At 54.9% G+C, this 19,517-nt stretch carries 20 protein-coding genes; 10 read left to right on the top strand and 10 right to left on the bottom strand.

Features of this window, described 5'->3' with window-relative positions:
* Nucleotides 1–53: 53 nt before the first annotated feature.
* The gene (locus MBOO_RS05280; protein WP_012106555.1) at nucleotides 54–917 is read left to right on the top strand and encodes a hypothetical protein; all 864 of its coding nucleotides are present in this window, start codon (nucleotides 54–56) and stop codon (nucleotides 915–917) included.
* Nucleotides 918–931: 14 nt separating this feature from the next.
* Here MBOO_RS05280 and MBOO_RS05285 read toward each other — a convergent pair whose 3' ends face one another.
* A complete protein-coding gene (locus MBOO_RS05285) occupies nucleotides 932–1,585 on the bottom strand; it encodes a PrsW family glutamic-type intramembrane protease (protein ID WP_012106556.1) in 654 nt (217 codons plus the stop codon).
* 675 nt (nucleotides 1,586–2,260) lie between these two features.
* On the opposite strand from MBOO_RS05285, the gene MBOO_RS05290 reads away from it, so the two are divergent.
* The gene (locus tag MBOO_RS05290) at nucleotides 2,261–2,878 is read left to right on the top strand and encodes an ArsR/SmtB family transcription factor (RefSeq protein WP_012106557.1); all 618 of its coding nucleotides are present in this window, start codon (nucleotides 2,261–2,263) and stop codon (nucleotides 2,876–2,878) included.
* A 229-nt stretch (nucleotides 2,879–3,107) separates the two neighbouring features.
* On the top strand, nucleotides 3,108–4,004 hold the full coding sequence (locus tag MBOO_RS05295; protein ID WP_012106558.1) for a rhomboid family protein: 897 nt from the start codon (nucleotides 3,108–3,110) through the stop codon (nucleotides 4,002–4,004).
* A gap of 17 nt (nucleotides 4,005–4,021) precedes the next feature.
* Here the strand turns inward: MBOO_RS05295 and MBOO_RS05300 are convergent, their stop codons facing one another.
* The 4 genes from MBOO_RS05300 to MBOO_RS05315 all read right to left on the bottom strand — a co-directional run bounded on the left by MBOO_RS05300 (nucleotide 4,022) and on the right by MBOO_RS05315 (nucleotide 8,639).
* Nucleotides 4,022–4,594 carry a hydrolase gene (locus tag MBOO_RS05300; RefSeq protein WP_012106559.1) on the bottom strand — a complete coding sequence of 191 codons (573 nt, stop codon included), beginning with the start codon at nucleotides 4,592–4,594 and terminating at the stop codon, nucleotides 4,022–4,024.
* Nucleotides 4,595–4,700: 106 nt separating this feature from the next.
* Complete coding sequence (locus MBOO_RS05305; RefSeq protein WP_012106560.1) at nucleotides 4,701–6,197, bottom strand: MFS transporter; 1,497 nt, start codon at nucleotides 6,195–6,197, stop codon at nucleotides 4,701–4,703.
* Between the two features lie 104 nt (nucleotides 6,198–6,301).
* Entirely contained in the window at nucleotides 6,302–7,918 is a 1,617-nt protein-coding gene (locus tag MBOO_RS05310; protein WP_012106561.1) for a putative manganese-dependent inorganic diphosphatase, read from the bottom strand.
* A gap of 217 nt (nucleotides 7,919–8,135) precedes the next feature.
* The gene (locus MBOO_RS05315; protein WP_012106562.1) at nucleotides 8,136–8,639 is read right to left on the bottom strand and encodes a hypothetical protein; all 504 of its coding nucleotides are present in this window, start codon (nucleotides 8,637–8,639) and stop codon (nucleotides 8,136–8,138) included.
* 175 nt (nucleotides 8,640–8,814) lie between these two features.
* Between MBOO_RS05315 and MBOO_RS13010 the strand changes: the two genes are divergently transcribed.
* From MBOO_RS13010 to MBOO_RS05335, 4 genes are all read left to right on the top strand, one after another.
* Complete coding sequence (locus MBOO_RS13010; RefSeq protein ID WP_012106563.1) at nucleotides 8,815–9,315, top strand: PadR family transcriptional regulator; 501 nt, start codon at nucleotides 8,815–8,817, stop codon at nucleotides 9,313–9,315.
* Complete coding sequence (locus MBOO_RS05325) at nucleotides 9,312–10,298, top strand: daunorubicin resistance protein DrrA family ABC transporter ATP-binding protein (protein WP_012106564.1); 987 nt, start codon at nucleotides 9,312–9,314, stop codon at nucleotides 10,296–10,298. Before MBOO_RS13010 ends, MBOO_RS05325 begins: the two co-directional genes overlap by 4 nt.
* 2 nt (nucleotides 10,299–10,300) lie before the next feature.
* Nucleotides 10,301–11,050 (top strand): ABC transporter permease, encoded by a 750-nt coding sequence (locus MBOO_RS05330; RefSeq protein ID WP_012106565.1) that lies wholly within the window; start codon nucleotides 10,301–10,303, stop codon nucleotides 11,048–11,050.
* A 79-nt stretch (nucleotides 11,051–11,129) separates the two neighbouring features.
* Entirely contained in the window at nucleotides 11,130–11,492 is a 363-nt protein-coding gene (locus MBOO_RS05335) for a heavy metal-binding domain-containing protein (protein ID WP_012106566.1), read from the top strand.
* Nucleotides 11,493–11,503: 11 nt separating this feature from the next.
* Here MBOO_RS05335 and MBOO_RS05340 read toward each other — a convergent pair whose 3' ends face one another.
* The 5 genes from MBOO_RS05340 to MBOO_RS05360 form a co-directional block, all read right to left on the bottom strand.
* Nucleotides 11,504–11,929 carry an ATP-binding protein gene (locus MBOO_RS05340; protein ID WP_083756181.1) on the bottom strand — a complete coding sequence of 142 codons (426 nt, stop codon included), beginning with the start codon at nucleotides 11,927–11,929 and terminating at the stop codon, nucleotides 11,504–11,506.
* A gap of 698 nt (nucleotides 11,930–12,627) precedes the next feature.
* Nucleotides 12,628–13,014 (bottom strand): response regulator, encoded by a 387-nt coding sequence (locus MBOO_RS05345; RefSeq protein ID WP_012106568.1) that lies wholly within the window; start codon nucleotides 13,012–13,014, stop codon nucleotides 12,628–12,630.
* 9 nt (nucleotides 13,015–13,023) lie between these two features.
* Complete coding sequence (locus MBOO_RS05350; protein WP_012106569.1) at nucleotides 13,024–14,232, bottom strand: ABC transporter permease; 1,209 nt, start codon at nucleotides 14,230–14,232, stop codon at nucleotides 13,024–13,026.
* A complete protein-coding gene (locus MBOO_RS05355) occupies nucleotides 14,229–14,900 on the bottom strand; it encodes an ABC transporter ATP-binding protein (RefSeq protein WP_012106570.1) in 672 nt (223 codons plus the stop codon). The genes MBOO_RS05350 and MBOO_RS05355 overlap by 4 nt, the downstream gene beginning before the upstream one ends.
* 9 nt (nucleotides 14,901–14,909) lie before the next feature.
* Nucleotides 14,910–16,178 (bottom strand): CARDB domain-containing protein, encoded by a 1,269-nt coding sequence (locus MBOO_RS05360; protein ID WP_012106571.1) that lies wholly within the window; start codon nucleotides 16,176–16,178, stop codon nucleotides 14,910–14,912.
* Nucleotides 16,179–16,307: 129 nt separating this feature from the next.
* Between MBOO_RS05360 and MBOO_RS13015 the strand changes: the two genes are divergently transcribed.
* From MBOO_RS13015 to MBOO_RS13855, 3 genes are all read left to right on the top strand, one after another.
* Entirely contained in the window at nucleotides 16,308–17,180 is an 873-nt protein-coding gene (locus MBOO_RS13015) for a TrmB family transcriptional regulator (RefSeq protein ID WP_012106572.1), read from the top strand.
* 382 nt (nucleotides 17,181–17,562) lie between these two features.
* Nucleotides 17,563–18,495 carry a sensor histidine kinase gene (locus MBOO_RS05370; protein WP_157677608.1) on the top strand — a complete coding sequence of 311 codons (933 nt, stop codon included), beginning with the start codon at nucleotides 17,563–17,565 and terminating at the stop codon, nucleotides 18,493–18,495.
* Between the two features lie 804 nt (nucleotides 18,496–19,299).
* Nucleotides 19,300–19,473: a hypothetical protein gene (locus MBOO_RS13855; RefSeq protein WP_157677609.1), complete on the top strand. Its 174-nt coding sequence runs from the start codon at nucleotides 19,300–19,302 to the stop codon at nucleotides 19,471–19,473.
* The last annotated feature ends 44 nt before the right edge of the window (nucleotides 19,474–19,517 follow it).

Here is a 19,517-nt window from a genome sequence, read left to right on the forward strand (position 1 = left end):
TGTGCCGGCCTGACCGCAAGGTTCTCTAGCGCGTACACCGGAACGGTACACCAATGCAGGGCGATGAGGATATCAGACCTGGAACCATGGCGGCCGCCGGGACACCTGCGGGACACCGCCCGGCGCGTTACCTTCTCTTTTGTCTTTTTGTGCTCTGTGCAGTCTTTGGGGCGCTTTTTTTTGTGCTCCCGCTCCCGCTGTATCGTCTGGCCGGCCACTGCCTTGAAGCGGGCATTGCCCTTACCTGCATGTGCCTGTGCCTGTACGCGTACCGGTACTGGTCGGGCCGGATCCTGCTGCTCCTTGCTGCCTTTGCCTTTGGGGAGTACGCGCTTGCCACAATATTCTGGTACCTCTTCTCAATTCTGCCGCTCACCGGGGACGGTGACCTGGCCCGCCCCTTTGTCTATACGAGCGTTGCCGAGCTCTCGTTCCTGGGATTTATGATCTTTTTTATCGCGGCCTTCCAGATCGAAGGAAAAAAGGAGCAGGAAAATCCATGGTTCCCGTGGCTTTTGCTCCTGCTCTTCCTGATTGTCCCGTTCATGGTGATCGATGAATATGGCATCACGACAAGGACTGTCATGCTTCTTGTGCGCTTCCTCATCGTGGAGCAGCTGATCGCGGTGACAATTGCCTACGGGTTCTTCCGCTACCCCCTGCTCTGGGCCGGGATCTGCATCCGGTGTTTTGCGGCAATGCTGTACGGCCTGCGCGAGACCATCCTTGTATACTACCCGTCCCTGTCCCTGTTGCCCGGTGTAACCGGCTCGACGGGAATGGTATCCCTTTACGATCTCCTCAGCATTGTCGGCCCCCTGATCGCTGCCTCCTTTACCCTGATCACGCTTGGCCTCCTCGATTACGTTGCGGTGCGGGAGCAGGACCGGGCCGGCTCCCCGGATCCCGCAGCGTAACCCCCATGTTTTTTTTAGTTCTCTGCCGCCCGGTGGGTAAGGAGCGCCACGAGATCGATGTGGTAGCAGGCAAGGAGCATAAAGAACAGGAGGACCGGGAAGATGAGGTCTGTGCAGATCCCAGGTACGCCAAAAAATGTGGTCCCAAGAGTATTGTAGATCGCGTGCACGGTGACTGCGAGTGTGAAAAATCCAAACACGAGAGCGGCAAACGCCCGCCGGTCGAAATGATCGGCAATCACAATCCCGTACCCGATAATCCCGCACGTGCAGCCGTGCATGAGGGTAGTAGAGAACGAGTGGATAAGGATCTCAAAGAGGTCTGTTGAGGCAAGCAGGCCCGTCTCTACTACGGCAAACCCGACTCCCGAGGCCATGGCGCAAAAAAAGATCTCCCGGTCTTTCTGGTATATCCCGGCAAGTGCCAGGATGAGCAGGGGCAGGGCTTTAAAAAATTCCTCTACAAGCGGCGAGATGGTAATGGAGGCGATCGCAGTGGGGATATCGGACTGGAATGCGGAAGCAAGGACCGGTTCAAGAAGAAGGGCCGGGATTGCAGCAACACAGCCCCAGAGCACAAAGAGGACAAAGCGCGTGTCGATCCTCCCGATAAATGCGGCGAGAAAAATAAACGGGAGGAGGTAGGCTGCCGCAAGTACCAGGTCCAACGTGCATCACCGCGTCCGGCCGGGCACCCTGGCGCCGGCAGTACCATTCATGTCTGCGTACCGGATGTTTAGTTCTTTGATTCGGATTATGATGCAGGAAACAGGGCAGTTTTTTTATTAAACCTTTTAGAGTGAAAGAATTTTTTTCGTTAACCGGGCATTTAACAGCCTTATTGTTCCATATTCATCTGCCAGATTCTGGCGCGCTTGAGAGAAAACCTCTGCACAAGGGAAAATTTGCTTGAATGGGGCACTATACGGACGCCGGCAAAAAATCAGGTAATGCATACTAAAGCCGGTTCACCTTGGTGTCATGATACCGGATTCTCCGGTAAAGCCCGGGCCAGCCGGGTTTACCGGATCCTCTATTATCCCCCCGGATAAAAAAAAATTGCCGGCCCGACGGATGCGCCACGGCAGCCGGGTGCCCCCTTCATTCCCTCTCAACCGTAAGGGTACTAAAAAAAGCAGGTGCCTGTGATTTTTTGGGACTTTCCTATTTGTCCCTGTCCACCTCAATTCCTGATAAGTGAAGATTTTTTTTCAGTTATGCATGAGTTTATTGCGGCAGTGGACTACCTAAAATCATATCAGTGGAACGCAATAAGACACCGGGAAGATTCCCGTCCGGGGATTTTCCTTTAAAAAAAAACAGTTGCGGGCCACGGGGGATATATGAACGGGATACCCAGTGAACCAGGCATGGGGCCGGCGGCCCCTGCTGCAGTAGAAGAAGAGATCGTCTTTCTTGAACCAGGACAGGAAAAAGCGCAGAATATCGCAAAAGCCATCTCGCACCAGAACGCCGGCGATATCATGTCCCTTCTCTCGACCGAAGGGCCCATGAAGCTCTCGGATATTGCCACCCGGATGGATCTCTCCACCAATGCGGCAAAGTACCATGTGGAGAACCTCAAAAACGCCGGGCTTATCGAGATCGCAAATACCCGGTACAGCGTCAAGGGCAAGAAGATGAAGGTGTACCGGCTTAAAAACCAGGTCTTCATTGTAGCCCCCGGTATGGTATCCGGCCCGGCACTCCGGGCGGTGCTGTTGAAATACGCGTCCCTCTGCGGGATCTTTATTGTGGCGTTTGGGCTCTTTGTGGTCCAGCCGTTTGTCACATTCTCGCCCGGATCGCCTGGCAGCATATCCGGCTCGATCTGGCAGGGTACGACACTGCCTGCCGCATATCCCTCGCCCCTTGTCCCGGCCCTCGTCCTTGCCGGGATCGTAACCCTGCTTGTGTTTGCCGGTACTGAAGTGCTCGAATATGGGAAAAACCGGGCCTGAAATCAGTGTCTTTGGACAATACAACAATCTTCCCTTTTTCCCGGTGTAGCAGGACACGCCGCACCGGTTTTGTTTTTCGGATTGTCCTTGTGTGTGCGCCGGCACCTGCAGCCCGCGGCACCGTATGCAAAACCGTTCCCTTTTTTTAAGGTTCAGTCCCCCTCACACCCTTTCTTCATATACCCGTATGACCGATATACCGGGCAACAGGAACTCACGGGAAGCAGCCATGAGCGTATATACAAGAATCCGGGATGCCCGGTCAAGGGTCAATCTCCGGCTCTTTACCTTTTACCTCGCGATTGTCCTTATCATCCCGGCGATCACCACCCTGATCGAGTACCTGGTGACCGTTAATCCCGGGCTTCGGGCCGATCTCCGGATCGACATGCAGAATTTCCATCTCTACCAGGTGTTCACTTCATCGTTTGTCCACCTGAACTTTGATCATTTCCTTGCAAACGTAACTGCCTACCTGCTGATCGCCGTGTACGGACTGGTGCTTGCAACACTGGTCAACCGCAAGCGGCTCTATCTTGTGGCAAGCAAGATCATTGTCGTCATCTTTGTGCTCTTTGGGGCGGCATTTGCCATTTTCAATGCCACAACAACCTACTATGCCGGCCTTTCAGGGATAGATTCGGCCCTTGCCGGGCTCCTCCTGCTTTTCTGGCTTTTGTACTTAGAGCATACCGCCAAGCAGAGGATGCGCCATTATTACGGGCTTATCCTCTTTTTTATCCTGGCACTCTCCGCCGGCATCGTGGCACGCTACATCCTCCTGTACCATGCGGGCAGAAACGCCCTGCTCCTTTCCCTTCTTGTCTTCTTTGTCGTTCTTGGTGCACTGTGTGTCTTTTACTACCGTGATCAGTTTTTCGACCTGTACCGCGTTCTTGGGGAATTTTCCTGGTCTTCGCGCATTATCACTGTGGCGATCATTGCCATCTTTGCGTTTTTTGTCTGGAATCTCTTCCCCGAGCGGCTGGCCAACCTGAGCGTGACTGCAGGCATCCCGCTCCATCTTGCAGGCATTGTTATAGGCATCCTTGCCGGGTACTTCCTGTTTGCGTACCTCGAAGGGTTCGCGTATTTCTCCGATGAAAAAGAGGTGATCTCAAGGTAAGGTGCGGCAGGAAACAATTATCCGATCGCGGCAAGGATCTCATCCGTGGTCCGGACCCTGCCCATCCGTTTTAGGACAAAGTTTACTGCGGCATGGTGCTGCTCTGCGGTCATCGAGGCCATCGCATCCTCAGAAAATACCTGCTCAAAGCCGTACTCGTAGGCAAAGCGTGCCGTGCTTTCCACACCGTAATCGGTGGCGATCCCGCACAGCACGATCGTATCCATTCCTCTCCGCCTGAGCTGGAGTTCGAGATCCGTGCCGTAGAATGCACCCCACTGTTTCTTTCCTATTATCACATCAGTGGGAACAGGCGCGATCTCCGGGACAAATTCCGACCAGTCCGGGGGCATGGTCCCGGGCCGGGAAAAGGTTGTATCGCTTGTTACCGCAAGCATGGTCTCCGGTGTCGAGACCACGTGCACCAGGAAGACCGGCATGGCATTTTTCCGGAATGCCTGAACCAGCCGGGCGGCGTTTCTTATGACATCTGCTGCAGAATGAGGCTCTGTAGGCCGGGCGGCAATTCCTTTCTGGAGATCGATAACGACAAGTGCGGTTGTTTTTTTGGGAAGACTGAGTTCCGGCATAGTGATCACGGGAAGGTAGGGTGCGGGCTGTTATTTATGCACTGTGGTGACTGCAGGCCCGTTCTCCGGGGCGTTCTTTGGGCAGTCCGGCGCCCTTCCCTGCCGGCTACATCATGCCATCCGGGGGAATTACCCCGGACTCCGCGGCGTACTCCTTGTCCGGCACATCACGGGTCACGCGGATAATGACAACCACGGCAATGCAGAGGACAAACGCGACCAGGTACACGGCCTGGTACCCGAGCACGGAGAGGGCCGGGGTCAGCTTTGCGACAAGCGGCGTACCGTCCCGGGGGATGCCGGCCATGTACATGCGGATGGCAAAGACGCTCTGGAAAAAGGCGATCCCGGCAACCATGCCCACGTGCCGGACGGTCATGAGCACGCCTGACCCGTCTCCCACCGAATCGGGAGGGCAGTGGCCCATGACCAGCCGGGCATTGGGGCCAAAGAACGCGGCGGTGGAGACCCGGGTGATGAGCATGCCGGCCACGATTACAATCACAAAGGTGAGGGGGTTAAAGGTAAAGAAGATGAGAAATCCACCGGCGGCAAGCCCGACTGCGGCCATGGAGATAAGAATGCTTCCGTGCCGGTCGGCAAGGCTCCCGGCTGCCGGGGCAACAAGGATCGAAAGGAGCGCCGGGGCAGTCATGATCAGGCCGGCAAGCGACGGGTCAAGGTGCCGGGAGTTGATCAGGTACAGCGGCATGAGGTACGTGACCCCGGAAAAGAGGGTGGTGACGATCAGGCAGGCAAGGATGCCCAGGCAGAAATCGCGGTTGTGTACAAGCGCCGGGTTGATGAGGGGATCGGGGTTATGCCGCTCGCGCATAATAAAGATCCCGCCGATGATCGCGCCGACAATAAAGAGGAGCAGGAGCACCGCGTCCGGTGTGCCCGGTACCTGGAAGAACGTAAATGCCGCAAGCATGAGCACCAGGGCCGCGACAAAAAGCGACGGGCCGGTGAAATTGAGGGGTTTTTGTTCGGTGGTCCCGGACGCGGACGGGAGGCAGTACCAGCTCAATACAAGGGTGGCAAGGACGATGGGGAGGTTGAGGAAGAAGATCCACCGCCAGCCGGCGTACTGCGAGACAAAGCCTCCGATACCCGGGCCAAGAGCATAGCCGGCCGCAGACATGGCGATTAAAAGCCCCAGCGATTTACCGCGGACCGAGACCGGCAGGTACGTGGTAATGATCGCCGGCCCGATCGCAGAGAACATCGCTGCCCCGGCCCCCTGGAGGATCCTGAACACGATCAGGCTTGTTATGTCCGGCGCGATCCCGCACAGGAAGGATCCAAGGCCAAAGAGCACAAGGCCCAGCAGGAACATGTGCCGGAACCCGTACCGGTCGCCCAGTTTTCCCATAAAGAGGATCAGGCCGGTGATCGTGAGCATATACGAGATGATGATGAGTGTGCCAACGCCCACCGGGATCTGCCACGCCTTAATAATTGAAGGGACGGTGATGTTGACCACGCTCATGTCGAGCGCGCCCATCAGCGAGGCAAGCGAAGCCGTGGCTACAATAAGGTGCTGGGCTGGGATGTTGCCGGGATCCGTAAGCGGGCGGAGGGAGGGTAACGAGAACTTCAACAGATTACACGTTTTGTATAATCACAGATAAAAAGCACCTGTTTTATGAAAGGACCAAAAAAGAAAAATCTCCCCGGCCTTTGCGGAAAATGCCGGGGGTGTTTTCAGCACTTCCTGAGTTTTTCACCCAGCCATGGGACAAAATCCTTTTTTCGGGACATTACCCCGGGAAGCCGGGCGGGAAGAGGCGTGCCAAAGACTTTCGTAAGCAGCCCGGCATCGCCGGCCCCGTAAAGGTCGCTTGCGTTTTCGGGGATATTGGTAAAGAGGGCAAGCGAGAGGGCGGCTCCCGATTTGTCCCGGGCTTTTTCAAGCGCCGCGGCAATCTCGCTGTCCCGGGCCCGGTTCCATGCAAAGGCCGGTACCATAACCTGCGCGATCTCCACGCTCCGGTCTGCAAGCGTGAAGAGCTTGGTATCCCGGGCCAGGAGGGCATCAAGCGGTACGCCCGAGAGGTCCATGCCGGCTTCGAGGAGTTCGACTGCGAGTTTTTCCGCGTCTTCCCCCGCAATCCCCGCCAGGTACTTTACCGCAGTTTGATCCTGGTGGGTTGTTGTGGACATGCGCAGGCCCAGCGTATCTGAAAGGATGCCGCACAACAGGATCCCTGCGATCTCCCGTGACGGGCTAAGGCCGGCCTCGCGGAACTTCATGGTAATAATCGTGGAGGTGGCCCCGACCGGGTCGTTGAAGAAGCGGATGGGCCGGAGCGTGGTGATCGCCCCGAGACGGTGGTGGTCGATGATCTCCACTACGTCAGCTTCCTCGATCCCGGGGACTGCCTGCGAGGCCTCGTTGTGGTCGAGCAAAACCACCGGGCGGCGCACGTCATCGAGCAGCGTGGTCCTGGTCAGGATGCCGCGGAGTTTTCCGTCCGGCGATACAACGCACGCTGCCCGGAACGTGGAACCAGCAACAACCTGGCGGGCCTTTGCGATCGTTTCGGTGCAGGCAAGGACCGGGACCCTGGTCTCCATCATGGCCCGGGCGGGAAGCGCGAGGTTGATCATCTTGCCCACCCCGAACGCGTCGAGTTTTGTGGAAAGGACCGAGACCCGGTGCTGCTGTGCGGCTGAAATGACCCGGCTTCCCACCGGCGCGCCTTCCGCAATGATAAGCGCCGCGATCCCTGCCGAGACAAGTGCGAGCTGGGCCGGCTCGTTGTCCCCGACAACCGCAATATCCTTCTCGGTCATCTTTGCAAGAGTGACATGCAGGGCATCGATCGCGATATACACCCGGCCTTCAAGCGTTGCATGAGCACTGACCAGGACTTCTGCAGAAAGGATCCGTGCAAGCGTCCCGATAGGCACCGGTGTCACTGCAAGGGTGGCGAGGTGCAGGGTATCGATGTAGGCATTGGCAAGGGCGTGCTCCCCGATCATCCCGGCGGGTTTTCCCTCTGCGTCCGTGATGATCACGTTTCGTAATTCCTCCTTTGCCATGAGGGCGGCAACGTCCACGGCCGGGACATCCTCGGAAAGGGCAAAGACCGGCTTATACGTGATATCGGCAAGGGTGGGTTCGACCGTGGGAATAAACGCCGGGGCGGCCACACCGTAGCGTTCGAGCATGAACTTTGACTCGCCGTTAAGTTCCCCGCACCGCGCCGGCACGTACCGGCCCGGCTCGGAACGGTTTTTGAAATCCGCGTACCCGAGCACACTTGCAATGCTGTCCGTGTCGGGCTGGCGATGGCCAAAGCAGTAGATCTGGGTCATGGGAAGATTCCTTTTCGCGCCTGATGGTAATGCTGATTTATCATTTGCTTTTCCCGGTTCATAAGGTACGGGCCCGGCAGTTTTTTTCCCAGATCAGGTGGTATGCCCGGATCCTTTAAGTGCCTTGTAGCCGGCAATTTTTCATCAGATGCGATGAGTATGTGGGATGAAATGCAATGGTTGAATATGACTTTTTGACGGAAAAAACCGCATTTTTTTAGGAATGAGTACCCTCGATGAGACAAAAAAATAGCGCCAGCATCCCCATCATTATCAACCATGAACAAAGGATAAGTCCGCTTGTGTCTTCAGCCATATTGTGAATATTACCTCCTTCATTAAGGAGGATGTAACCCGCAAGCCAGAAGAAAAAAACCATATTGACTGCGATGACTCCAAGAATATATTTTCGATAGCGCTGGTAATACATCTGGATTTCTGCCCATTGCAATGGTTCACCGGGGTACCATCCTGCCGGTACCGCCCTCCCGTAAAAGGGAAAACCGGACATAAAGCCCCAGATGAGAAATGCCAGCGGCCAGAATACGGTTACCAGGACCAGCAAAACAAGGGCCATCAGGGAAAACGGGAGGTCCTTTGCCCCGGTGTCAGGAAACAGGGTGACGACAATGGGGATGGATGCCAAAGCGAGCCCCCCAAAAAACAAAATGATATCCTTCCAGTAAGTGTAAATCTCACTGCCCTTTTCCTGCAGGCTCATCTGCCTGATTTTTTATAAGTGCCCCTATAAAACCCATTGGTCCGGCCGGGAATGTCCCTGCGGGGGATCAGATTTCCGGGAAGACCCGCTGCCCGATCCGGAATGTTTATCTTTTGTTCCTGCCAAACCATGATAGTTCGAAATAGAACTATTTCGGAACCGAACGATCATACCCATGACCAGCCTGTTACAGTTTGCAGCAAAAAAAAGCGAGCGGGCAAGGAGCCTGCTTGCCCTCTATGTGATCCATTCGCTCTCAAAGGGAGAAAAATCCGGCTATGATATCCTCAAGGAACTCGGGGAGCTCACGGAGGGAAACTGGGTCCCAAGCAAGGGCACGCTCTATCCCCTGCTCCACCAGCTTGAAGAGGAGGGACAGATTGTTTCGGTCCCAAAGACCACCGGCGCCCGGGCCCGGGCAGTCTTTTGTCTTACCCCCCTCGGGAAGGAGACGCTCAAACGGATCCGGGCCCACAGCGGGGAGCACCACAAAAAAATGGCACACTACCGCCAGGTGATTACCGCGATATTTGGCGATACCATCCACCCTGAGCTGAACCTGCTCTTCGAGATAAAGACGCTCCTTGATGAGGTGCAGAAAGAAAATGAGCCGGAGGCAATGAAGATCCTCCGGCGCTGCCGCGACGAACTTAAAAAGAGTGTGAACCGGACATGACTACAGCAGTTGCAGTACACGAACTGACCAAATCGTTTGGCTCCCTTGTTGCCGCGGACCGGGTCAGCTTTGCCATCGAGCAGGGCGAGATCTTCGGGTTGCTTGGCCCAAACGGCGCAGGAAAGACAACCACGCTCTCGATGCTCTCCACCATCCTTGAACCAACCTCGGGATCTGCCACGATCATGGGGATTGATATCCAGAAAGATCAGGATGGCGTGCGAAAGGCAATCGGGATCGTATTCCAGGACCAGAGCCTTGACGAGGAACTGACCGCGTGGGAGAACATGGACTTCCACGGCCGGCTCTACCGGATCCCAAAAGAGGTCCGCGAGCAGCGCACCGATGAGCTCCTCAAACTCGTGGAGCTCTATGACCGGCGAAACGATATCGTCAAGACGTTCTCCGGCGGGATGCGGCGGCGCCTGGAGATCGCACGGGGACTCCTGCACCACCCTCAGGTCCTCTTTTTGGATGAGCCCACCATCGGCCTTGACCCACAGACACGAAACCTGCTCTGGAAGTACATCGAGACCTTAGCAAAGGAGAAGAACATCACGATTATTCTCACCACCCACTACATGGAGGAGGCAGACCGGCTCTGCAACCGGATCGCGATCATCGACCACGGGAAGATCATTGCCATGGACACGCCGGCCCGGCTCAAGGATGCTATCGGTGGCGACGTGGTGACCATCCACTCGCCGGACACGGCAAAGATCCCAGCCGCGCTCCCTGTACCCTGGGTAAAACGGCAGGAGACCCGCGAGGGCGAGATCATCCTGACGCTTGAAAATGCCGAGCAGCATTTAAGCGAGATCGTGACCCGCCTGAACGCTGAGCAGATCGAGATTACCTCGATCTCGGTGCACAAGCCAACGCTCGAAGACGTTTTCCTCTCCTACACGGGAAAGACCATCCGTGAAGAGGATATCAGCCGCAAGGATTCGATGCGGATGCATTTCCGTATGATGAGGCACTAACCATGGATATCGTATACACCATCTGGCTCCGGAGCATGAAGCGGTATGTCCGCTCACGGAGCCGTATCGTGGGCAGCATCGCCATGCCGCTCTTCCTTCTGGTCTTTTTGGGTTTTGGCCTCAACTCGGTGGTGAGCGCCGCATCGCTCGGACAGCAGTACATCCTGTTCCTGATACCGGGCATGGTTGCGATGACCGTGCTCTTTACCTCGGTTTTTTCCGGCATCCAGATCATCTGGGACAAGCAGTTTGGGTTTTTGAAAGAGACGCTTGTTGCCCCGGTAACACGGCTTGAGATCATGTTTGGCCAGACTGCCGGCGGGGCGACAACTGCGGTGATCCAGGGAATCATCATTATGGTGCTCGCCGTGCTCCTCGGGTTGCGGATCCAGAACCCGGCCGGGTTCTTCATTGCGCTCGCCTTCATGATCCTTGTCGGGATCGCGTTTACCGCCTTTGGGATCGCGGTCGCTTCAAGGATGGAGGACATGACCGGCTTCCAGCTGATCATGAACTTTGTCGTCTTCCCGCTCTTTGGGCTTTCAGGAGCGCTCTTTCCGATCAGCTCCCTGCCTGCATGGCTTAAGCCGGTCACCCTGCTCGACCCGCTCACGTACGGCGTTGAAGGGATCCGGTACGGCCTGACCGGGGCCTCGCAGATAAACCCGCTGGTGAGCGCCGCGGTGATCGGCGGGTTTGCGGTTGCGATGACGCTCGTGGGAGCGTACCTCTTCCGGAAAGTCTCGGTGTAATTCCGGGCAACCCTTTTTTGCACTCCTACCGATACTTTTTTTGTTCCTCCGTTCAATTCCTCTGACAGGTGAACCTCAATTGAGCGATGAGATTATTGTTGTCAGCACGCCGTACCTGCCGGGCCATAAGATCACAAAGACCCTTGGCTTTACCTGGGGCCTGATAGTCCGGAGCCGGGGCCTGGGGCGGAACATCACTGCCGGACTGCGTTCGCTTGCGGGAGGAGAGATCCATGAATACACGCAGCTTTTGAACCAGTCACGGCAGGAGGCACTCGACCGGCTCAAAGAGCACGCCGCAACAATGGGCGCAAACGCAGTGATCGGGGTCTCGTTTGACTCGTCCGAGACCGGCGGGGTCATGACCGAGGTGCTTGCGTATGGCACCGCGGTCGTTGTTGAGCCGGAGACGGGAGCGGCAAGCCCGGTCCGGCTCGGATGACGTCAGGCAGTTCACTCTTTTTTTAAGCCTGATGCGGGATCGGGTTCTCCGTTTCTCTTTACCCGGACAAGCGTCAGGATATTCCGGTGGTTCTTATGCTGGTAGGTCACGATATCTGCGGCCTGCCGGATAAATGCGATCCCGATTCCCCCGGTTGTATCCGGGCCCGGCGCCTGAAGGGGGTTGTACGCCGGTGCGGAATCGGCAATCTCCACGGTTACTTTTGCGGGTGTTGCCGTGCACCGGATCCCGATCTCACCGGGCCTGCCCTTATAGCCGTGCCGGACGATGTTTGTCAGGACTTCCTTTACCGCGGCGCTTATCTCCCGGATCGCGCCCGGCGGGAACTCCTGTGCGCCCATGATCTCTTCGATCTCATCGGTGACACGGAAGATCTCTTCTGTTTTTGCCGGGATTTTTATCTCGAAATGGTTGATGGCTCTCCTCTCCTGTTACCGGCCCGGGTGATTCCATCCGTGTACGAGTGTTGGAGAGGCCGGGATTTAAGGGGAGGGTACAGGGGTGGATCCGTCATGGGACTTCCTGGGCTGTCTCACAAATACCGTCTCCGGGAAAGATACGCTCCCCTGTGGAAAAATACGCCCAGATCGAGCCCGGATTTCCCATTTCCGATCCGGCTCCTTCCCGGAAAAGCCCGTAAAACGCCCGGATTGAGTTCGCGTGGAAAAGAAGCCTGAAATGAGCCCTGTTTGCCGAAATACGCCCGCTTTCGATGTCAGATATTGGCTACCAAAGGCCCATAAATCGAGGATCTTTTTGCCACGTAGTTTTACCCATCCGGGCCCGGATCGGCCAACAGAACGCGGCTATTGCAATCTTTTTTTCCGACGGAGAGAAGGAAAAAAATGGGGGGATCGGTATATGGTTCTGATATTTAGGCAGTTGATTTGCATATCCTACCGGGGTAAAAGAGTACTCGTTGACTCCCCTCTTATCCGGCCCTGCCATATACCACAAAATTTCGTCCCCGCAATCCGTGTAAGATGACGAGGTGAGAGGGTGAAGTACCCATCATCGTCATTTGCCCATCTGATCGTATTTGCGGGTCTGGCGTTTCATGGATCTGGTTTTCTTCATTAAGACCGGTTTTTCCATTTTCAGGTTTGCCAGTGTTTCAACTTCCCGTATACAGTACCGCCCAGTATATTGTCCTGATAAGGCGGTGAAGCGGCTTTTTGCCCAGTGAGGCTTTGCTGATGACGCTAAATACCCCATACCGGTATGCTTTTTTTCTTACGGTGCGAGAATCATTGGCAGTGAAAAGAATAAACGGGGTTGAGGTACCCCGGGAGCGCAATTCGCGAAGCAACATAATCCCGTTCATGCATCCTTGCATGTCGTACTCAGAAACAATCGCATCTGCCGATGACGTTTGCAACCATTCAAGGGCAGATTCTCCGGAATTGAGGATCTTTACCGTAAACGACCCTATCCTTTCGCAGAGTGCTGCAACAATCGTGCAGGTATCCGGATTGTTATCGACATACAGGAGATGGATCATGGGGATATCTCACTCGTGCCTCAGTGCATCGATCGGGTTAAGATTAGCCGCCTGCCACGCCGGGTATACTGCACAGGCAATGCAGATGATAATCCCAAACACCACACCTTCCACTACCGAGCTCATACTGGAAACCGTAAACAGGTACTTGGTAGTACCAAGCATCAGCGCACTCACCGCATAACCCGCAAGGAGGCAGAGAACTCCTCCGACAAGGCTCCCAACGACACCGATAATCCCGGCTTCGTAGATGAACATGCTCATCACCTCCCGTTTCTGGGTGCCGATGCTGCGCATGATCCCGATCTCCTTGATCCGCTCAGATACCGACATCATCATGATGTTGAAGATGGAGACGCCGGCTACTACCATGGAGATGCCGCCGATTGCGGTGACAAAGAGCGTTACTGTACTAAATGTCGAATAGATCGTTGCAAGCGTTGCCTGGCTGTCGGTGACCGTTACGGTCTTCTCCCGGGTATTCCGGTTGAGCTGCTTTTCAATGGTTGTTGTGACCCCGGCGGTAGTGCCGCTTGTTACCTTTACGACAACCTCATTGTACTCATATTGATCATTGTACGTGTTCTCAAACCAGTCCTGGGTAACAACGATCGCACTGTCCGTGCTGATATCAAAACTCATCCCCCGCTCCGGGATGATGCCGGTCACCCGGAGTGTCCCGTACTCGCCATCCTGCCCGATCGTGATCCGGGATCCGACCTGGACATTATGGTCCGATGCGAACGTCGCCCCGACAAGGCAGCCGGAATTCCCGTTACTGTAGTCCCCGGATTGAAGAGTGGGAAGCAGGTCTTTTACCTTGTCGGTCGGGAGGCCGTAGATAGTTGCCACGATGTCGGTGCTGCCCACGCCGACCGACATGTGTTCGGATGTGGAGTGGACCGGGATCGCAACGTTCGGGGCAACGGCCCGTTCGATCTGCTGGTAATTCTGGTCGGAAAGGTACATGTTCTGTGAACTTCCCCCACTGCCTCCGCCACCCGGTCCCATTCCGCCGCTGCCGGAGTATGGGGTGACGATCACGCTGTCTCCCACGGACGAGAGGCTGGAACTGATATCCTGGGTCATGCTGTTCCCAAGAATTCCCATGGCGCCGATGGCAACTACCCCGATAATGATCCCAAGCATCGCAAGGGACGAACGAAGCATATGAATCCGGATATTGCGTTTTGAGATCTCCCAGAAAATCCCGCTCATGATGCGATTCTCCCGTCAACGATCCGGACCGTCCGGTCCGTGTACTCTGCAACATTGGGGTCATGGGTCACTACAATGATCGTAGCACCTTTCCGGTGCAGCTCGCTCATGAGTTCCATGATGCTTGCCCCGGTCTTTGAATCGAGGTTACCTGTCGGTTCATCGCACAGGAGGATATCGGGATCATTGATAAGTGCCCGGGCTATTGCGACCCGCTGCTGCTGGCCGCCGGAGAGTTCGAGCGGGGTGTGGGTGTACAACCGTTCATCGAGCTGGACGGCGCGGAGTTTTTCAATTGCCTTGTTCTCATCTACCTGCCGCTGCGACTTGAGCATCTGGGGAAAATTGACGTTCTCGATAACGTTTAACAGGGGGAAGAGGTTGAAGTACTGGAAGATAAATCCGATCCGGTCCCTCCGCAGGTTGGTGAGTTCGGTGTCGTTCATATCGCGGACCCCGATCCCGGAGATAAAGATATCCCCGTATGTGGGCGTATCAAGGCAGCCCATCATGGTAAGAAGTGTTGACTTGCCGGAACCGGATGGCCCCATGATCGAGATGAACTCCCCGTGTTCCACGGAAAAGGAGATATGGTTTATCGCAGTCACATCTCCCGATTTGAGTGGGTAAATCTTGACGACATCCTTAAACTGGATGACCGGTGCCATGACCTGGCCTCACTGTTTCCGATTCTTTTTCATATACAGGTAGCCGCCCGCACCGATCACGACAATGGCAACAACGACAAGCACCGGGAGCATTCCCGGACCGGCATTGCTTTGCGAAGCCTGCTGGGCAGTTGTCAGGTCAATATCCTGGGTTGAAGTGATCACGTTGCCGTCACTATCCTTGAAGGACTGCTTGAGGGGAATGCTCTTTGTTCCCTCAGGGACGGAGAAGGTAAGTTCGAAACTGCCGAAATCGTCAGGTTTGAGTGTCCCGATCACGTAATTCTGGTAGGGATCTTCCGGAACTGCCGGGGAAAGAGCGGTGATCGTTACACCATTTGCATTTAAAAGTCCGGCATTGGTTGAATCACCGTTGACCGTGTAGACCGTGCCATTGGCGGTAATAACGATGTTGCTCATCACCGGGTCGGCCTGCTGCTTGTCTGTGGTGAACTGGATTGGAAGGGTCGAATCGATGCTGTGTGCGTTATCGCCATTGTCGTAACCGACCACCAGGTTCAGGGTGGTGGGTGCATTTGGTGTAACCGTGAAATTGACCAGCGTCATGGCTCCTGACGGGAGGTCCCCAATATAGGTCTGCGATGGCGTAAGTGTAGCGCCATCACCGGAAACCGTGAAGATCACATTGTGTACATCGTCGGACCGGGGGTTTGCGATCTGCACGCTGATCGTGTTCTTCTTTCCCTGGGTATAGGCATCCGGCTGGTCCTGGATGGTCATGACCAGCGGGCGGTTATCCACCTTGACCAGTCCTTGGTAGTGCATGGACTCGCCATCCTGGAACGAAAGGGAGAAGGTGGGGTAGTAGTTGCCGTCACTCGCATTGGTGGTAATCGAAAACGTAAACGGCTCTGTCTGGAGAGGACCGATGTTTTGCGAGGAATCATAGGTACCGCTTGTCAGCCGGATATCGGTATCGCTGAACGATGCATGATTTACCACCATGCTCGTGTTGGTATTGCCGTTGATCACCTGGTACGTGACCGTACCGCTGTCACCGGAAAAAAAAGCGCCCGGGTAATACGTAACATTAGAGACATATACGCTGGAATCTGCCGAGAGAGAATAAGGCGTAGGGTAGGCAGACACCGGAATCGCAAAGATCCCCAGCGTAACGGCAAGGAGCAAAAATATCCCGCTCACGGAGCCGGGGAATTTTTTTTGTCTCACTCTTTCCTGCATCTGGCCGGCCGGTCTTTCCGTTGGGGAAAGTTTCCCGTTATCGGGAGTGGCCCGTGGGTGTATGGTCTGGATCATATATTGTTCCTCAAGTGTTGTAGTAATTTTCTTTACTACTTTCAGGATCCCGTATATGAGTCAGGACTTAAAAAATGTATTCATCACAGTAGTTAAATTTTTAACAACTCAATGCTAACAAGGAGTCATATGGAGAGCGTCTCCCCGGATCTGGTAAAAGCACTCAACGAGCTCGGGCTCTCGACCACAGAGGCTGTTGTCTACGCTGCGCTGGTCCTGTATGACAACGCGGAAGCAAAAGATCTCATCGAATATCTCTCGCTGTCCAAGCCAAGCGTGTACGAGGCACTTGACCGCTTGTCAGATATCGGACTTGCCGTAAAAAGGGTCTCAAAGCCGGCGCGGTACAGCCCGGTATCCCCGCATCTTGCCATCGATCTGATTTTGGGCAGTCACCGGAAAGCCGCAGACCGGGCACTTGCCGAGCTTGAAAAACTGGAGCACTTAAAGGTCGGGACCGAAAAAGAGGAAGCGCTCTGGACCATTTACGGGGACAAGAGCACGGAGTATAAGATCCGCGATCTTTTCAGGAAAGCAAAAAAGGAGATCGGGTGCATGATCGGGGAACGGTATCTCCCATGCCTCGAGGATATCCACATAAAGGATATCCCGCTGCAGCTGCTCGTTATATCCGAAAAACCCGGTCTCGAACAAAAACTAAAAGAGCAGTTCCCGGGAAAGAAAGCCTCCATCCGTGTCATCTCCCCGGCAGCATTTTCAACCCCTCCTCCCTTTGCCCCCCCGGAGTTTAAAGAGATGCAGAAGCTCATGACGGTTGAAAACATCCTTGAACTGATCGTTGACAATGAAGAAATGCTCTTAGTCCCGCCGTTTATTACCAACACCATCTCGGTTCTCAACACGCGGAACAAGGGTGCGGTTCTCCAGATCAAAATGATGAACCAGATGAACTGGAAGCGTTTCATTAAAGGAGGGGAGGGGGATGCGTTTCCTTCTTCCCCGCAGCCGGCCCCCGGGAAGAATCAAAAGCCGGGCAGTTAGGGAGTATCCTCCCTGAGACCGGCCGCCCTTTGCAATAACGCCCTTTTTTGCTCCTGCCCCCTCCTGCGGCCCATCCGGAAAATCAGGGCGAAAAAAAGCCCGCTGTATTGCAGGTTTAAACGGCCATATTTTTGGCCGGATTTAAAAAATAATGGCAAAATGGCGTTTTTTCCGAGGGCGTGGACACCATTTCCTGTGGAACCGGAAAAAGAGGTTACCGGAACGGTAATCCGGGCTCATTTCGGGCCCGGAAAAGCGTAGCCCGAATGGGGTTTTGGCCTTCCCAAACCTCTCGTTGACAGCCCCCATGGGAAGATGCGGACAGAGCTGTCCGAGTGAGCAGCTATCCTTATTGCCCCGCTCTTTCAAAATGTATGGGAACATGGCCAAGCCTTTCAGACAACATTATGAATCGTTTTTGCGGTATGCCCCGCTCAGTATCGTTGGGGTCTGCCTGTTGGCCAGTGTCGGCTGGATTGCCGCTTCTGATTACCTGACCTATTACTTCGTCCGCGGCAACCAGAATTTTTTCATGATATCCATCGCAGCCGATCTGGCATATATCTGTTTTATCACGGTATTCCTGTATGTGGCTATCCGGTATTACCTCAATGAGATCCAGACGGTAAACCGGCGCGCATACGAAACACTGAAACAAAGCGAGCAGGACTGCCGGATTACCAATCACAAACTTCACCTGATGACAGATATCGCGTACCAGGATATCCAGAATAAGATCAACAGCGTGATCGCATTCTCCGATATGAGCAGGAGCAAGACCCCGGAGCAGCGCGAGGCATTCCGGCAGAAAGGGGTCCAGCAGCTTAAACAGGTTCTCGATCTCATCGCCAAGACCAAGGATTACCAGCAGATGGGGGTGGAGCGCGAGACGTGGGTTGATGTGCAGGAAACCGTGAAAACCCAGTGGGCCCATGTGGATTCGCCGCCGGGTGTCACCATGTCTGCGGACGTGCACGGGTTACGGATCTATACCGATCCGGTGATCGAGCGCGTATTTTTCAACCTCATGAGCAATGCCATCAAGCACGGCAAAACCACGAAACATATCAGCGTATCCGTGGAGGAAACCGATGGCGGTGCGGTGCTCCGGTTTGAGGATAACGGGATCGGCATTGCAGCCGCACATAAACCGCAGATCTTCGAGCGGATTGTAGGCGGTCCCGGCAAGTTCCACCTGTTCTTTGTCAGGGAATGCCTGACCCTGTACGGGATGTCCATCGCAGAGACCGGGGAAGAGGGGAAAGGCGCCCGGTTTGAGATCCGCATCCCGTGGAAGATGTGCCAGGTGGCATAACCTTCTTTATCCTGTGTAATGCCCTTTCTCTGCCGACAGGCAGGACATCGGCAGTAACCGATCTGCCCTGTGTTGTTTTTTGGATCGGATTTGGATACTGCCCTGCCGGAATTAAAAACATCGGCAGCATGCCTGCCGGCCTATTGTTCCGTGATCTCCTGAAATCCGCATGCTGCCGCGTCCCTGCGGGCGGGTTTTAGCGTGATGCAAATGATGCGGTCTTCCCCAGTGCTTTTTTCCTGAGCACGTTGCATTCCGCCGACTTGTCGATAAGGATCGTCAGGTTTGCGAAATTATCATTCAATGTATAGAATGATTATTCGATAAAAAGAACAACCAACTTCTTCCAAAACAGGCCTTCTCTTCCCAGCCACAGCTCTATACCTGGCCCCAAAAGGGAAGATCCCCTACAAAAAAATAAGCCCAAATCAGGCCCGGATTTCCTCTTTCCGACCCGGCCCCCTCCCGGAAAAGCCCGTAAAACGCCCGGATTGGGTTCGCGTGGAAAATAAGCCTGAAATGAGCCCCGTTTGCCGAAATTCGCCCGCTTTCGATGTCAGATATTGGCCGCCAAAGGCCCATAAATCGAGGATCTTTTTGCCATGTAGTTTTTCCCGTCCGGGCCCGGATCGGCCAACAGAACGCGGCTATTGCGAAAGTTGTTTTTGGCAGATCCTCCGACGTGGATTTAGGGGGGTGGCCGGGAAATGGGGGTAAAACGGACCGGTGGGGGTTGGTGGCGGCTTGGCCGGTCCTGTCACTCTGCCATAATCCTTATCCTGATGCATCAGGAGAATATACGTGATGGAAAAGATCGGAAGAACAGGAATCCTTCTCGCGATCACCGGATTTATCGTGGCGATCGTCTTGTCCTGGCTGAATTTCCTGTTTTTTATTTTCGGCATCATCCTGATCGGTGCAGGATTGATCTGCCTGCAATCCGATCCCCCGAAATGGACTGAATTACGCGGGAGATAAGTTGCCGCGGGTGTGTTGCCTGTGTTCATGACTTTCCCAATCAG

It is taken from the genome of Methanoregula boonei 6A8 (assembly GCF_000017625.1).
In the GTDB taxonomy this organism is placed as follows: Archaea; Halobacteriota; Methanomicrobia; order Methanomicrobiales; family Methanospirillaceae; genus Methanoregula; species Methanoregula boonei.

What these genes read in the sequence shown, in the direction of transcription:
- MBOO_RS05315 (WP_012106562.1), bottom strand. Translation starts at nt 8,639, where the DNA reads ATGAGCCTGCAGGAAAAGGGCAGTGAGATTTACACTTACTGGAAGGAT.
- MBOO_RS05370 (WP_157677608.1), top strand. Translation starts at nt 17,563, where the DNA reads ATGGCCAAGCCTTTCAGACAACATTATGAATCGTTTTTGCGGTATGCC.
- MBOO_RS05290 (WP_012106557.1), top strand. Translation starts at nt 2,261, where the DNA reads ATGAACGGGATACCCAGTGAACCAGGCATGGGGCCGGCGGCCCCTGCT.
- MBOO_RS05300 (WP_012106559.1), bottom strand. Translation starts at nt 4,594, where the DNA reads ATGCCGGAACTCAGTCTTCCCAAAAAAACAACCGCACTTGTCGTTATC.
- MBOO_RS05360 (WP_012106571.1), bottom strand. Translation starts at nt 16,178, where the DNA reads ATGATCCAGACCATACACCCACGGGCCACTCCCGATAACGGGAAACTT.
- MBOO_RS05310 (WP_012106561.1), bottom strand. Translation starts at nt 7,918, where the DNA reads ATGACCCAGATCTACTGCTTTGGCCATCGCCAGCCCGACACGGACAGC.
- MBOO_RS05325 (WP_012106564.1), top strand. Translation starts at nt 9,312, where the DNA reads ATGACTACAGCAGTTGCAGTACACGAACTGACCAAATCGTTTGGCTCC.
- MBOO_RS05355 (WP_012106570.1), bottom strand. Translation starts at nt 14,900, where the DNA reads ATGGCACCGGTCATCCAGTTTAAGGATGTCGTCAAGATTTACCCACTC.
- MBOO_RS05295 (WP_012106558.1), top strand. Translation starts at nt 3,108, where the DNA reads ATGAGCGTATATACAAGAATCCGGGATGCCCGGTCAAGGGTCAATCTC.
- MBOO_RS05330 (WP_012106565.1), top strand. Translation starts at nt 10,301, where the DNA reads ATGGATATCGTATACACCATCTGGCTCCGGAGCATGAAGCGGTATGTC.
- MBOO_RS13010 (WP_012106563.1), top strand. Translation starts at nt 8,815, where the DNA reads ATGACCAGCCTGTTACAGTTTGCAGCAAAAAAAAGCGAGCGGGCAAGG.
- MBOO_RS05350 (WP_012106569.1), bottom strand. Translation starts at nt 14,232, where the DNA reads ATGAGCGGGATTTTCTGGGAGATCTCAAAACGCAATATCCGGATTCAT.
- MBOO_RS05280 (WP_012106555.1), top strand. Translation starts at nt 54, where the DNA reads ATGCAGGGCGATGAGGATATCAGACCTGGAACCATGGCGGCCGCCGGG.
- MBOO_RS13015 (WP_012106572.1), top strand. Translation starts at nt 16,308, where the DNA reads ATGGAGAGCGTCTCCCCGGATCTGGTAAAAGCACTCAACGAGCTCGGG.
- MBOO_RS05345 (WP_012106568.1), bottom strand. Translation starts at nt 13,014, where the DNA reads ATGATCCATCTCCTGTATGTCGATAACAATCCGGATACCTGCACGATT.
- MBOO_RS13855 (WP_157677609.1), top strand. Translation starts at nt 19,300, where the DNA reads ATGGAAAAGATCGGAAGAACAGGAATCCTTCTCGCGATCACCGGATTT.